Source organism: Enterococcus sp. AZ196 (assembly GCF_050498845.1).
Lineage (GTDB): Bacteria > Bacillota > Bacilli > Lactobacillales > Enterococcaceae > Enterococcus_A > Enterococcus_A murrayae.
The window spans coordinates 264,509-279,364 of the sequence record NZ_JBIPAM010000002.1 but is presented as its reverse complement, the minus strand read 5'-3'; the positions used below and the strand labels follow the sequence as shown (position 1 = coordinate 279,364).

General features: G+C 38.5%; 11 protein-coding genes. 9 read left to right on the top strand and 2 right to left on the bottom strand.

Features of this window, described 5'->3' with window-relative positions:
- Nucleotides 1-252: 252 nt before the first annotated feature.
- Both IGI67_RS19095 and IGI67_RS19090 read right to left on the bottom strand, forming a co-directional pair.
- Nucleotides 253-1,008 carry a MurR/RpiR family transcriptional regulator gene (locus IGI67_RS19095; RefSeq protein WP_207108448.1) on the bottom strand — a complete coding sequence of 252 codons (756 nt, stop codon included), beginning with the start codon at nt 1,006-1,008 and terminating at the stop codon, nt 253-255.
- Nucleotides 1,001-1,780: a MurR/RpiR family transcriptional regulator gene (locus IGI67_RS19090; protein ID WP_207108447.1), complete on the bottom strand. Its 780-nt coding sequence runs from the start codon at nt 1,778-1,780 to the stop codon at nt 1,001-1,003. The genes IGI67_RS19095 and IGI67_RS19090 overlap by 8 nt, the downstream gene beginning before the upstream one ends.
- A gap of 191 nt (nt 1,781-1,971) precedes the next feature.
- Here IGI67_RS19090 and IGI67_RS19085 point away from each other — a divergent pair, with 191 nt between their 5' ends.
- From IGI67_RS19085 to IGI67_RS19045, 9 genes are all read left to right on the top strand, one after another.
- Complete coding sequence (locus tag IGI67_RS19085; RefSeq protein ID WP_429958877.1) at nt 1,972-3,297, top strand: 6-phospho-alpha-glucosidase; 1,326 nt, start codon at nt 1,972-1,974, stop codon at nt 3,295-3,297.
- Nucleotides 3,298-3,323: 26 nt separating this feature from the next.
- Nucleotides 3,324-4,841: a PTS transporter subunit EIIC gene (locus IGI67_RS19080; protein WP_207108445.1), complete on the top strand. Its 1,518-nt coding sequence runs from the start codon at nt 3,324-3,326 to the stop codon at nt 4,839-4,841.
- A gap of 595 nt (nt 4,842-5,436) precedes the next feature.
- Entirely contained in the window at nt 5,437-5,742 is a 306-nt protein-coding gene (locus IGI67_RS19075; RefSeq protein WP_207108444.1) for a hypothetical protein, read from the top strand.
- A 746-nt stretch (nt 5,743-6,488) separates the two neighbouring features.
- Complete coding sequence (locus IGI67_RS19070; RefSeq protein ID WP_207108443.1) at nt 6,489-7,592, top strand: tyrosine-type recombinase/integrase; 1,104 nt, start codon at nt 6,489-6,491, stop codon at nt 7,590-7,592.
- Nucleotides 7,593-7,933: 341 nt separating this feature from the next.
- Nucleotides 7,934-8,707, top strand: a complete 774-nt coding sequence (locus tag IGI67_RS19065; protein ID WP_429958876.1) for a WxL domain-containing protein — start codon at nt 7,934-7,936, stop codon at nt 8,705-8,707.
- A 57-nt stretch (nt 8,708-8,764) separates the two neighbouring features.
- Entirely contained in the window at nt 8,765-9,829 is a 1,065-nt protein-coding gene (locus IGI67_RS19060) for a DUF916 and DUF3324 domain-containing protein (RefSeq protein ID WP_207108441.1), read from the top strand.
- On the top strand, nt 9,822-10,247 hold the full coding sequence (locus IGI67_RS19055) for an LPXTG cell wall anchor domain-containing protein (protein WP_429958875.1): 426 nt from the start codon (nt 9,822-9,824) through the stop codon (nt 10,245-10,247). Before IGI67_RS19060 ends, IGI67_RS19055 begins: the two co-directional genes overlap by 8 nt.
- Nucleotides 10,240-12,552: a WxL domain-containing protein gene (locus IGI67_RS19050; protein ID WP_429958874.1), complete on the top strand. Its 2,313-nt coding sequence runs from the start codon at nt 10,240-10,242 to the stop codon at nt 12,550-12,552. Before IGI67_RS19055 ends, IGI67_RS19050 begins: the two co-directional genes overlap by 8 nt.
- Nucleotides 12,553-12,566: 14 nt before the next feature.
- The gene (locus IGI67_RS19045; RefSeq protein WP_429958873.1) at nt 12,567-14,840 is read left to right on the top strand and encodes a WxL domain-containing protein; all 2,274 of its coding nucleotides are present in this window, start codon (nt 12,567-12,569) and stop codon (nt 14,838-14,840) included.
- The last annotated feature ends 16 nt before the right edge of the window (nt 14,841-14,856 follow it).

Genomic DNA, 14,856 nt, shown 5'->3' with positions numbered 1-14,856 from the left:
TCCAATTTTCTAAAAATGCTTATGTAAGTTGAAAGTGAAAGATAAGTGAATTTTTTCGAACTTAATTTGTTTTTTTAGTAACTATTGATATAGCAAGTTGGATCAGATAAAGTACAATGATTTCAAAATGGACTTTATTTCGATTTATTCAGGATTAAGTTAGAAGAACTATATTATAAGTAAAAATTAAACAGTCGAGCAACCATTAATAGAAGATGGTCAGTTCGACTGTTTATTTCGATTGATTTAGAATCACTCTTCTAACAAAAGTTCTTTACACGCTAATTCAATGAGTATTTGGGTGAGACTCAGCATATTGATACGTGAATTGACATCTGTTCCATTATAGGTCAACGGCGTGTCATTGCTGAATAAGCAGTGATCGGCCAATTTCTCATTTTTTTTTGTTTTTTGAGAAGTAATAAGAATAGTTTTGGCTTTATTTTTTCGAGAATTCTCAAAAACTTCTTGGTAAATATCAGTAGGGACATTGGCGGAAGTGATTACAATGATCGACTCTGGCTGGATCGTACGACTGATACTCTTGATCAAATGCAAATCTTCTACTAGTATACAACGGCGATTCAATGTATTCAAAACAGTATGAAGATACTTTGCAGGAATAGCGCTTAAGCTTCGCCCGTGAATGTATAGTGGCTGATCGTTGCAAAGCAGTTGAACGATTTTATCCAATTCATCTAAAGGAACGAATTCTAAGAAGTAATTGAACTCATTGATCTGTTGGTCAACCTGTTCACGAAAGAAGTTATGGCTTTTTTTCTGCATCTTTAAGTCATTTTTGATTAGATATTTTAATTCGCTAAAGCCGCTAAGGCCAAGCTTCTGGCAAAAACGAAGCATGATTGTATCGGATACATATAGTTTGCTAGCTAAGTCATGAAGTGTCATCTGAATAATTAAGGCTGGATTTTTCTGAATATAATTTAGCATTGTCCGTTCATTTTCGGATAATTCTTCCATTACTATATTTGTAAAAAAATCATTCAATTGAGATCCCCTCCAACGATGCAAGATAAGCTTTGAATATTGTGTCAATGATGAAGAAAATCGGTAGCCGTGAAGTAAACTCAGTATTTTTGTTTTGTCGTGGATGCCCAAAGAAGCGAAAAGTTAGATCAGCAGTTGTCGCCAAGACATTATCGGTATATGGCGTAATCGCTACGACTGTGGCTCCTCGCATTTTTGCCAAATTAGCCATGCGAATTGTAGGCTCATACGTACCGCTGCAGCTGATTACAAAAAGAACATCTTGTTCAGTCAAGGTTTCGGCGATGTGAAAAGCTAGTCGAGAGGCCTCGTAGCGATAGACATTTTGTCGTCCGTAGGAGAAAAGCATTTTCTCCCAATAGTCCAAAACTCTACCAGAAATTCCGCCACCGCTGTAGAGATGAATATGTCTGGAACTGTTCAGGATTTCGATCATTTGCTGGACAGTTTGATTTTTCATCAATAGCAGTGTATTTTCGATCTCCTGTGACATTTCTTGTAAAAGGGCAGAATTGGGTTTCTTTTTCAGTGTTTCTTTTGTATAAAAAGCTTTGTCTTGTTTGATTATATATTTTAATTCACTGTAGCCGGCTAGTCTGATTTTTTTGCAAAAACGTAAAATAGTTGTAGTAGAAACGGTTAACTGGTCAGCCAGTTCTCTAATTGTTGCGTTTTCAACCACATGAGGATTGGTATAAATATAGTGTAAAATCGCTCGTTCATTGGGATTAAGACTGGTCAATACTTCATTATCTAAAATATCTGCTAACATACAAAACCTCCTATTTTGAAACGAAATGTTTATCGCAATTTGTCACACAAACAGTAACAAATCACATTGTTAGTGATCCTCACGTAAAATAATACAGGATATTGTATTCGGTTTCAATTGATGGCATAGTAAATCTATATTAAGTGGCCATTAATAGTGAAAATAAATTTTATATAAAAGGACTGTTGAACATGAGAGAATATAATGTTTGTATCGTTGGCGGAGGAAGTACCTTCACATTGGGGTTCTTAAAATCCTTCGTTAAAATGAAAAAGGATTTTCCATTAAAAAAATTAGTGTTGTTTGATATTGATAAAGAACGTCAAAATCTAGTCGGCAAGTTTGGAGATATTCTTTATCGGGAGCAATTTCCTGAATTAGATTTCTCTTACACGACAGATAGTAAGGAAGCTTATAAAGGAATGGATTTTGTCTTCATGCAGATGCGCGCTGGCGGATTACCAATGCGTGCCCAAGATGAACATATTCCCTTGAGTATGGGATTAGTTGGTCAAGAAACATGCGGAGCAGGTGGAATGGCGTATGGTTTGCGTTCGATTGTTCAAATGATTGAGGCTGTTCATGACATTCGGAAATATGCCCCTAACGCTTGGATTTTGAATTATTCAAATCCAGCAGCGATCGTAGCGGAGGCTTTACGTAGAGAATTTCCAAGAGATCAGCGGATTTTAAATATTTGTGATCAGCCAGAAAATGTAGTCCGTTCGTGTAGTCGTTTACTAGGTTGTTCATGGGAAGATTTAGATCCTGTTTATTTCGGATTGAATCACTATGGCTGGTTCACACATATCTATGATAAAAATACTGGGGAAGATTTATTACCGAAGATAAAAGAGTTAATAAAGAAACAAGGTTTCCTACCGCAAGATGCGGAACAGAGAGATCCTTCATGGTTAGATACCTATGGCATGGTCGAGACAATGATGAATGATTATCCAGAATATTTACCGAATACTTATAATCAATACTATTTGTATCCAGATTATAAAGCAGAAACGTTAGATCCTAATTTCACTCGTGCTGATGAGGTGATGGCAGGTCGTGAAAAACGAGTTTTCGCTGAGTGTGAAAAAATCATTGCTGATGGTACTTTAGGAGATAAATTTGATGATATTAGCGATGCTCACGCTGAAATGATGATTGAAGTCGCAGTAGCAATTGCATTTAACAAGAATAGCCGTCATATCTTGATTGTTGAGAATAATGGTGCAATCGCAAATATGCAGGACGATGCTATGGTGGAAGTTGTCTGTGAATTAGGGGCAAATGGACCGCGACCAATGGGTGTTGGGAATATTTCTCAGTTTTACTTAGGGTTACTGGTTAATCAAGTATCCAGCGAAAAATTACTAGTGGATGCCTATTATGAAAACTCTTACTTAAAAGCACTACAAGCTTTAACGTTAAATCGACTAGTCAACGATGGGAAGAAAGCACGTCAAGTGTTGGATGTATTGATTGAGGCAAACAAGGGCATGTGGCCTGAGTTAAGTTAAGCCGGCGAGGCGAGGAGGAAAAGGGAATGAAGAAGAATAAAATAATGGATTTTTTCTCAACATTGGGCAGTAGTTTAATGATGCCGATCGCCGCTTTAGCAGCCTGTGGGATTCTATTAGGAATCTCAGGGGCTTTGCTGAAGGATCAAGTAGTTGCGGCATTACCATTTTTAGAAAATCCAGCGGTCTTTTATATCATTGATACCTTGCGAACGATCTCTGGTGTAGTATTCACGTTGATTCCAGTACTATTTGCGATTTCTATTTCGTTAGGTATGGCGAAAGAGGATAAGGGAATCGCTGCCTTTGCTGGTTTTGTCGGTTATTATACTTTTTTAGTGAGTGCCAGCACCGTTGTCAATTCAGGGTTTGTTAATTTTGATTCTCTACGTGTTGCGCCAATTCTGGGCATTGAAACAATCGATATGGGAGCAGTAGCGGGAATATTGACTGGGATAATCGTAGCTTTTTTGCATAATAAATATCATAAAATCCAATTTCCAGTTGCTATTGCCTTTTACGGAGGAAAACGTTTTGTAGCCATTGTCGTTATTTTAGTGATGGGGCTTTTGGGTCAGGTCGCACCGTTTGTTTGGCAGCCGGTCTCAGCTGGGATCACAGCATTAGGGACATTGATCGGAAGCGCGGGCTCAGTGGGAGTATTCTTCTTTGGATTCTTGGAGCGGCTGCTGATTCCTACTGGGTTGCATCATGTGCTGAACAGTATTTTTCGGACAACTGCAGTCGGAGGAGTCTATGAAGGAGTCGAAGGCTGTCTGAATATCTTCCTGCAATTCTTTGATAAAGTAGATATTGATACGTTACGACCCTTTACACAATTTTTAGGTCAAGGAAAGATGCCATTCATGATGTTTGGGCTTCCTGCAGCGGCGTTAGCAATCTATCATTCCAGCCCTTCAGATAAAAAGGATCGTGTGAAAGCTTTGATGATCGCTGGTGTAGCCGCCAGTATCATTTCAGGAATTACAGAACCGTTGGAATTTTCATTCATGTTCATTGCACCTATGCTTTTCTTGTTCCATGCTTTAATGGGCGGGATTTCTTTCCTGCTTATGTCGGTTTTGGGTGTAGCGATTGGAAATACAGGCGGTGGACTGATTGATTATATCGTTTGGGGCGTGATGCAGCCGGGTTCCCGTTGGTATATGGTTCTGATTGTTGGTCCGATTTACGCGGTACTATACTATTTTGTCTTTAAGAAATACCTTAGTGCGAAAAACTTATCGATCGATGTAGCAGAAGAAGTTGACGAGGATGAAGCTATTGAAACTATATCATCTAATGGAGATAATTCGTTGGCGCTGCAAGTGATCGCTGGCTTAGGCGGTAGAGAAAATATAAAAGTAGTTAATAATTGCATTTCAAGGTTGCGGGTGGATATAGGAGATATGAACTTGGTTCAAGAGAGTATCCTAAAGAAGACCGGCAGTTTGGGAATCATCAAACCGTCTGAAACTCATATCCAGGTAGTTTACGGTCCCAAAATTGAAAAAATAGCAGATGCTGTCCGCAAGTCATTATAAGAAATTGAAGTCGCTGAGTGATGAGAAATCATCTCTCTTAGCGACTTTTATTAGGTCCAATTATTCAATATTTTAGTGATTGAAAACTTGCCAGTCGCCAAGAGATTTAGGAAGCCCTTGATTTACAAAAAAAGTAATACATTAGAAATTATATCTATTTTGAAGAAAATGGATATCACTGGTTCTGAAAATAGAGGCCAGCTATTAGATGCAGTTTAGAAGTAATGGAAAACAATAAAGTGATACTCATTAGTTGTCAGGCAAACGAAGCAAAAAAATTACAGAGAATAAATAATTATTTTCCACTGGTGTAAGCTATATATCTAGCATTACACTAGTGGTTTTTTTCTATTTCCAGAATATATCCTAATAGAAAGGTTTGTAAAAATACCATTAACTAGTGATTAGGTGACTGATTTGTATTGATATCATAGTTCTTTTGGGAGAAAATGCAGGACTAAATGATAATGATACGGGTATTATTGTTGATCCGCAAAGAAATCAAGAGGTAGAGAATAAACTTGTCTAGAAGAGGAGGTAGTTCAAACATGAAAAGAGTTTACCAGTAATCAATGACAAGGGAGTTGAAAGAATTTTGCAGCTAGGGAGCATAGAGGAGCTAATAATATTCCCACTTTCAGTTGAGCAGTGCCATGCGGATTGGAAAATAGCACAAAATATATGCGTTGAGTTGTCGAACGATTCTGATGAGCGAGTTCGAGCAAATAGTGCATTAGGGTTTGCTTATATTGCTCGTAAAAAAGGTAAAATAGAAAAGCACATTGTTAAACCAATCTTGTTGGGATTATTGAAAAATAGCAGTGATCGCTGGGCTAGAGTGGTTGATTCGATTCAAGATATAGATAGTTACATGAACTGGCAAAGGCTATTGAGCGACTAGAGAAGTGTGATTAAAGCAACATCGAATAATTGAACTCAAAACTAAAGTAGCTTAAATGATATAAAATAGCCGACAAAATCTTAGAGCAAGATTTTGTCGGTTTCATTTTATCAAAAAGTATCGTATTTAACTGTACAAGTACCTCGCTTTTTTGAGGGATTAACAGTTTAGCCTACCGATTAACGAATTGCCAAGTCCTTATAAGTAATACTTTTTTTAGTTTTACTGGTTACACAGAGAAGGTTGACGGATATCAAAGGTCTGCTATTTCATAGAGATCAAAAAAATTAGAACTGTTTATTGGATAATCCATATCAGAGAAAGTTTACTCTAAATCAAGAGTCATTTGCTTGCACATTAATTATTGAAAAAAAAGCTCTTATTCTTTTTGCGATAACAAAAGGAATAAGAGTTTTGCTATAGAAATATATTTTTACAAAATTCGACTGTATTCTTATTGCTACACTACAAATTATTAAAAAATAAATGTATAGTCCTTTTTATTACATAGTTTGATTAAAACTACGAAACAAAAACACCTTAAATAATAAGATATTAATCAAAAGTCTAAAGTTATTATAGAATATAATCAATTGATAATCAAGTTGATTATTAAAATTTATTAGAAAATATTCATGACAATGAAAGATTGTCAATTTCATACAGTATGGAAGAAAAATAGACGGAAACAGGGTGATTAGAGCTTTCTATTCACCGTCATTTAAGCCGTCAAAAGGAGAACATTTATGCGAAGAGGAGAAAACATTTACAAAAGAAAAGATGGTCGTTGGGAGGGAAGGTATAAAAAAGGATACAAAGCGAACGGACAGATCAAGTACGGATATATCTATGGAAAGAAGTTGGGGGAGGTTCGTATGAAGCTTTATTCGTTGAAAAATTATTACCATACGCATCAGGAGACCCATGGAGCAGCTTGTATTCCGCTAGAAGAATGGGGCAATATTTGGCTGCAAGATATACAGTATCAAATAAAACCATCGACTTATAGTTCCTATCACTACAAACTGACTAAGTATGTATTTCCTTATATAGGAAAAATATTTCTTAGTGATTTGACTGTAGATAGCGCAAAAAACATAGTCGAACAGTGGGAGAAACAGGGGTTGAATCCATCGACAATGCAGGTCATTTTAAGGGTGATTAATCAATGCTTAACTAGTGCCCAACAAAAGTCCCATCTAAAAGTGAATCCTTTCCAATCGGTAAAGCTGCCAAAGAGAAAGAAACAGCCGATTCGTTCTTTAACAAAGAAGGAGCAGAAGAAACTAGAAAAAGCAGCATTGATGGAAAAGAGTACAGGTTTGCCGACTTATTTATCTTTGTATACAGGGCTTAGAATTGGTGAGATAGCCGCGTTGAGGTGGGAAGATATTGATTTCGATCAAAATATGATCTATGTAAAACACACCTATCAGCGCGTTTCATTAAGTTTGGAAAGCAGAGCAACACAGCTGATTTTTGGTCCAACAAAAACGGAATCCGGTGTTCGTTCCATACCGATGGGAAAAACTTTACGACGCTATTTGATAAAGCATAGACGTCAATCCAAAGGTTCCTTCGTTTTTACTAGTAATAATCGTCCTATGGAGCCCCGTTTATTGACCTATCATTTTCATCGAATTCGTAAGAAATGTGGTTTAGAAAAAATCCATTTTCACCAATTGCGTCATACTTTTGCAACGAGATGCTTGGAAGCGCAGAGCGACATATTATCTGTCAGTGCACTTTTGGGGCACGCATCCACTAAATTGACACTGGATACCTATGCAGATTCAATGATAGAACAGCGAATAGAAGTTATTTATCGTATGGAGTCAGCGATTAACTAAAACGTTTCTGAATATAAAGCGATTTCGAAAAAAGCTTTTTTAGCTTCACTAGACTATTCTTTTTTCTTTTTCAAAGAAAGCGCTTACTTCATTTCGCAAACATATGATAGGGAATATTTTTTGAAGATTCAGTATTCAAAACTTTTTTGTTTTTTTTATAGCCGTCAGCTCTCGTCAAAAACAAACTAGAGAAGTTGATGTACTAAGGATTGTGAATGAGATCTTAGTTTTAATCAGACTAGGAAAAGCGAGTGAATCGAAAGTACTGTATTTATTTTAATATCAATTGTACGAATTGTACATTTTTTGATATAAAAAAAATTATTGAGGAGAGAAAAGAAATGAAAAAAAATAAGATTGTAGCAGGAGTAATAGGGACAGCCTTTGTCGGCAGTGTTCTGATTCATACGGGAGGAACGGCAAGCGCGGCTACCTTTAATGGTTCGTCAGATGCGTCGGTATCATTCAAATCAGGTTCACTTATTACCCCGCCTATTACACCACCAGTTGTGCCGCCAGTAACTCCGCCGGCGTCTGATTTTGGACTTTTGCATGTGCCAAAAGAATTTAACTTCCAAGAAACAGCTGTTCCTGCAGCAACGGTTACGGCTAATACGTCTATTCCAATTGATAGCAATTGGGAAGGTAGTCCTGCGAGTGATACGAGTGGAGCAGGCGGGACAAACCCAACGACGAAACATGTTGGCGTTGGGGATGTTCGAGGAAAACGTGCAGCAGGTTGGAAACTAGAAGCAAAATTATCGTCAAGTTTAGCATCAGGTGCGAAACAGCTGACTGGTGCAACGATTCAAATGGGACAAACCTTGAATGAGTTGAATCCAACTACATGGGCTCAAACACCAACCGCTGTCGGCAGTGGTGTACACGCGCCTGATACTGTACCGACATCAGTAACGATTAGTACGGCTTCATCAGTTGTTGCAAGTGCTTCTGCTGAAACAGCTTCTGGAGCAGCGGATGGTCGTGGTGAAGGATATTGGGAAACAGAATATACAAATATCAATTTGGTAGTACCAGCGGCAGCGATGAATAGTGTAACAGCTGGCGAGCAATATTCTGGAACTGTTGATTGGACTTTGACTGACGCAATTTAAGCGAATAATGACAGCTGGAGATGCATAAGAATCTTCAGCTGTTTTTAGGAGAGACGTATGAAGCAACGAACAAGATTTTTGATTGGATTGTCTTTGTTATTCCTGTTTCTATTTTTACCTGATAGAGGCTATGCAAAAGAACAAAATAGAATTGATGAGACAGAACAGCGTGCAGGCTTTACTATTCGTGCAGAAATTCCAGAAAACCAAGTTGATAAAGCAAAAAGCTACTTTCATTTGGCAATAGGAAAAGACCATGAGCAAACGATCAAGGTTAAGATTTTCAATAACACTGATAAGGAACAAACTTATCAGATTCTGGTCAATCCTGCTAAAACCAATAAAAATGGAATCATTGTTTACGATGATTTAGATACACCTTTGGATTCTAGTTTAAAATTGCCTATCACTGATATTGTCAAACCAGATAATAAGACGGTGACTATCCCGGCTTGGAGCGAAGGTGAAGCCAGCCTTACGATTAAACTAAACGATCAAGTTTTTTCAGGAGTGATTCTAGGCGGTGTTCATATTAGTCAAAAAGAATCCGAAGAGAAGACACAAAAGGGAATGTCTGTCTCAAATCGCTACGGGTATGTAAGTGGAATTGCACTGGTACAAAATGCAGAGACAAGTATTTTTGGGAACACAGAACTTAAGCTCAAAAAAATTAATCCTATGGTTGACTATGGAAGTAAGGTTGTTGAGGCACAAATTCAAAACCCAAATGCTGAGACCTTTGATAAAGTCAAAATAGAAGGAAACATTACAAAAAAAAGCAGTCAAAAGATATTGGCGGAACATACCATCGACAGCGCACGAATCGCCCCTAATTCATTTTTGCCTTTTCAAATTGATTGGGGAAAAGATAGTGTAGCCCCAGGGACTTACATCTTCGAAGGTGAGGCCAAAGATAAAGAAAAAAGCTGGAAATTCAAGAAAGAATTTACCATTACAGCGAAAATTGCAAAGGAAATGAATGAACAAGCTGTCGTGAAATTCATTTTGCCGGATTGGTGGAAGCAATGGACAATCATTTGTAGTATTTCTTCTGTTTTAGTCATTGGTTACCTTGTGTATCGAAGGATTCATCGATCGAAAAAGGAGGGGGAAAATGAGTAAAAGAAAAAAAGTGTATATTTTTTTTGTTGCGGCTTTTCTCTTAGCAAGTTTAAAAAGTGGCATAACTGAAGCTAGTACTACTATAGGGAAAACAGAAGTTGGCGTGGGGTTTGTCAAGGGTAGCGACAGTTCTAGCAGTAGCAGCTCTACAAATACTGAGCCATCTACTAGCCATACTCAAGACAGCAGCAGTACCTCCACTAGTAGTGATTCACAGAGCGAATCGAATAATCTTCATCGAGAAATACCTAAAGATGGTAACGGGACTGGAGGTAATACGCCTGTCTCAGCTGGAGCCAATAAGATGCTGCCGACAACAGGAGAGAAGAGTACTAGTCTCTGGATTATAGTGGGAATACTTGTCCTATTGATGGCGTTTGTATTGAATCGGTTGTATGAAAGGAAAAAATATGAGTAGCTCAACCAAATGCTTCGTTCGATTTTCGCTACTTATATCGTTAATGGTAACTTTTTTTCCTGTGAATCAATCTGTTTATGCCGAAGAGAAAACGGAGCTGACTAAAGAAAGCACAATAGAAAAAACTAAAGAAACAAAAAGTACAAATGAAAGTCAAGAAGTAACAACAAAAACTTCTGATACAAAGGAAGTCGAGAAGGGGAAAGAGGAGAGCAGCGAGGAAGCGATCAAAATACAACCGTTTGCAGCGGGCCAACCATTAAGACCAGAGCATTTATATTATCCAGATACTCTGGTACAGGTTCGATTTCAGTATCCTACTGGGGCACCAGTAGAGAATCTAGATGTTGAACTGGAGCTTAGGGATACCACAGTTGGAGGTGGTGGACCTATGCCATCCAGCACTTATAGGTTTTCATATAATAGTACAACTCAATTATATGAATGCGTAGTTCGTTATCCCTATGCATTTCCTTATTCACCACCTCCGTCGGTTAGTTATTCAATAACAATGCAGAGTTATTTAATAATCAGAAATTTAGATTTAGCTACCTCAATTACTGAAAATTATAAAAATACGATTACTACTACAACTAGACGTAGTGGTTTCTATGGAGGGATAACCATTCCTTCATTCGATCCAGATAACCCTACGGTTGGTTCGATAACGAATAATCCAGTGGGGCTATATAAGCAAGCTGACAAATCATGGATAGGCTATCTTTCCCCTAGTACTAGTATCTCGTATTCTGCATCTAGAGAGCCAGCTTCTATAACTAACTATAAACCTGCAACCCCTTTTTCTTTCAATGTTAATTATAACTATATGACAGAACATATTGTGAATGAAAAAGGTGATACGATTGCGGCGCCGACTGGTTTTTGGAACTATCGGCAATGGTATATCAACACGCCAACAACACTATATGAATTTGGTAGAACAAATGTGGTCGGGCCTAAGGAGACGGATGTTCCCATGAAATATGTAGCTGGTGGAATCACGTATAATTATGAAGGCTGGTATACAGGGTGGACAAAGCCATCTACTTTGAACACGGCTCATCCGATTACTGTAAATGTAAAACAAAATGAAGGATCCCCAATCACAGTGGTCTATAGTTCTCATGTACTAAAGACAGAGAAATATTATAAAAGTGATGGAACCAGTTTGGAGTCTGGACTTCATGATAAAACTGCGGAAGAGGTTCCTTTGGATTCTACTTTTACGGGAACACCTAAGAATATTATAAAGGCTTCAAATGGGGACTATTATGTTTATCAAGGATGGCTAAAAGATACCGAATTACCTGGAACAGATACTCCTCGTTCTGGAAAGCCAAATGAAGCCATGACACAAAATACAGAGTTCAAATATGTTTACAAAAAAGCAACTCCTAGTAGAAGTCTTTCCTTAACACCAAACACTACTCATATAGCAAGCGGAGATCAAGTAACATGGACAGCGAAGGTGAAAAATACTTCTGTAGAAGCGATAAATTTGGATGATACTGACATGCGCTTACTCTCAGTTCCCGATTACGTCTCTGGAAGTACAGTGGTGGATGGAGTGCCACAATCGGATTCTTTTTGGACAGGCACGTCTATTCCATTGATAGGACCTGGCGGAGAGGTGACTATCCAATTTAAAACACAGCATGTTGGTGTTCCTAATTCCTATCACGGGACAGTCATCAGTGCAGAATCCACGAAGGTAAGTCGTGATATTGCACGTGGAAATGTACGTATTAAGGATGAGGACTCCAAACCGGTTCCCCCTACGGCAGATATCGGGCTAGAAAATGTACCGAGTAAGTTTGTCTTTGAGGATGTAACGGTCAATAATTACTCTCAAGTTTCACTATTAAAGCTAAGTTCGTACGCATCTCACACAATCAGTGATGGACTGTTCGTTCGATTGTTTGACGATCGAGCGGGTGCACCGGGGTGGAGACTGACAGCCAAATTAGATAGTTTCAAACAAGCAGCACATCCTTCACGAACTTTGAGTACAGGGGTTTCTATGGATTTCAAATCAAAACTAGAACAGGTGAATAATCCAAATACTTCTACAGAAACGATTGATCCGAGCCCAGCTGGAAGCTTACCGACCATTCAAAGCACGGTTCATTTGTCGTCAAATAATACTGATGTCTTAGTGATGAATAGTCCTATAGGTATTGGTGATGGGACTTGGCAAGCTAGGATACCACTAAATGATGTGCAGCTGACATTGCCAGCAAATAGTGGAATAGCTGGGGAAACGTACGAATCAACATTAACTTGGACATTGAGCGATGCTCCTTAAAGGAGAAAAAAATCATGGTTAAAACATTGAAAAATATTTTGTTTTATTCGATTCTATTTTCTCTGCTCTTAACCTCTGAAGGATTCTACTTTGCAGAAAAATTGACAGAAGAAAAACAAGTAAAGACAACACAATCCTCTACTACTGGAGAAAAGCAAGAGAAATCTACAGTGGAAACTCAAGTTGAGGAAGTTGAACAGGTAGAACCAGCAGAAAAAGGCGGGACAAAGAAACAGCAACTAGGAACAAGAGCGCTTGGTGATCCATTCAAACCTCAGCATCTTCTTATGCATCAACGTTCAGTTCGCTTTAACTTTCATACTCCTGATGGAACACCTATTGAAGGATTGGACCTCAATGGAGAAATGGTTGATTATCTTGCAGGGAATACTCTGCCTACTGGCTATCAAGTAAATCTAGTATATAATAGTGCGACGCAGTTTTATGAAGGATGGATGGATTATCCACATCCAATTCCTCCAACGACCACGCAGTCTCAAGGTGTTGCTCTACAAGTAAAGATTGAAAATATTCCAAGTGTTACAGCAATTACTGAGGATTACCCAAACACGTATACCCTTTATGAAAGAAGAGCGGGAACATCCTCTATGGATCCAGATAATATGCTTAGTATTACTGGAACTGCCAATGTTCAATTTGCTAATTGGGGATCAGGAAATTGGGGGAAAAGACTTGATGACTCAGAAAGTTTTAGTGCGGTAGTTTGGAGCTCGCCTACGCCAATCAGTTCAATAGCTTATGTACGAAATAGGCAAACTTCAACGCCTTACTCTCATACATTAAAAATGAACATGAGTGAACACTTCGTGGATGATCATGGGAATTCAATTCCGGCGCCATCAGGATTCAGTAATGGTCGTCAATGGGATGTACCTGGACCAACAACTTATCAGTTTGGGATAACAGGGGCTGGTGGAATGCCACCTGCTGATGTTCCAATGGAATATGTATCAGGCTGGAAAACTTATAAGTATGAAGGATGGTATAAGGGCTTGAAAAAGCCTGCTACTTTAAATACTACTCATCCGATTACAGTGCCTGTTAATGCTGGATCTGGATTTCCGATAAGCGTTGTATATAAAGCGCATTATAAAGTGACTGAGAAATATCTTCACGAAGGTGGCGGGGGAAGTCTAGATAGTGGGGCTTTCGATTCCGTCCAGCCAGTTCCTGAAAATAGTCTATTTGCTGGGACGCCGCAAAATGTAAAAAAAATTTCCAATGGTGATTATTATGTGTATCAAGGTTGGTTAAAAGATAATGAGCATCCATTGTATGATATGCCTCGTCTTGGGAGACCAAATGAAACCGTGACAAAAGATGTCATTTATAAATACATCTATAAAAAGGCTACACCTAACAGGAGTCTTACTTTAGCACCAGATGTTTCTGTTGTAGCTAGTGGCGACCAAGTAACATGGACAGCAAAGGTGAAAAATACTTCCTCAGATCCGATTAGTTTGGATGATACTGATATGCGCTTGGATTCAGTTCCTGATTATGTCGCAAACAGCACGATTGTAGATGGTGTTCCTCAAGCAGATTCGTTTTGGACAGGAACTTCAATTCCGCTTATCGGTCCTAGTGGAGAGATAACTATTCAATTTAAAACACAACCAAGTGGAGCACCGAATTCGGTCAAAGAGACAGTTATCAGTGCTCAATCAGTAAAATTGGCTCAGGATATTGTGAAAGGTCAGGTTCGTATCAAGGATGAGGATTCAAAACCAGTTCCACCTACGGCAGATATTGGATTAGAGAATGTACCGAGTAAGTTTACCTTTGAAGATGTAACGGTCAATAATTACTCTCAAGTTTCACTATTAAAGCTAAGTTCGTACGCATCTCACACAATCAGTGACGGATTGTTTGTTCGATTGTTTGACGATCGGGCGGGTGTACCTGGGTGGAAACTAACAGCCAAATTAGATAGCTTCAAACAAGCGGCACATCCTTCACGAACTTTGAGTACAGGGGTTTCTATGGATTTCAAACCAAAATTAGAACAGGTGAATAATCCAAATACTTCTACAGAAACGATTGATCCGAGCCCAGCTGGAAGCTTACCGACCATTCAAAGCACGGTTCATCTGACATCAAATAACACCGATGTCTTAGTGATGAATAGTCCTGTAGGTGTGGGTGATGGAACTTGGCAAGCAAGGATACCGCTAAATGATGTGCAGCTGACATTGCCAGCGAATAGTGGAATAGCTGGTGAAACGTACAAGTCAACATTAACTTGGACATTGACCGATGCCCCATAAATAGGAAAAATTGATA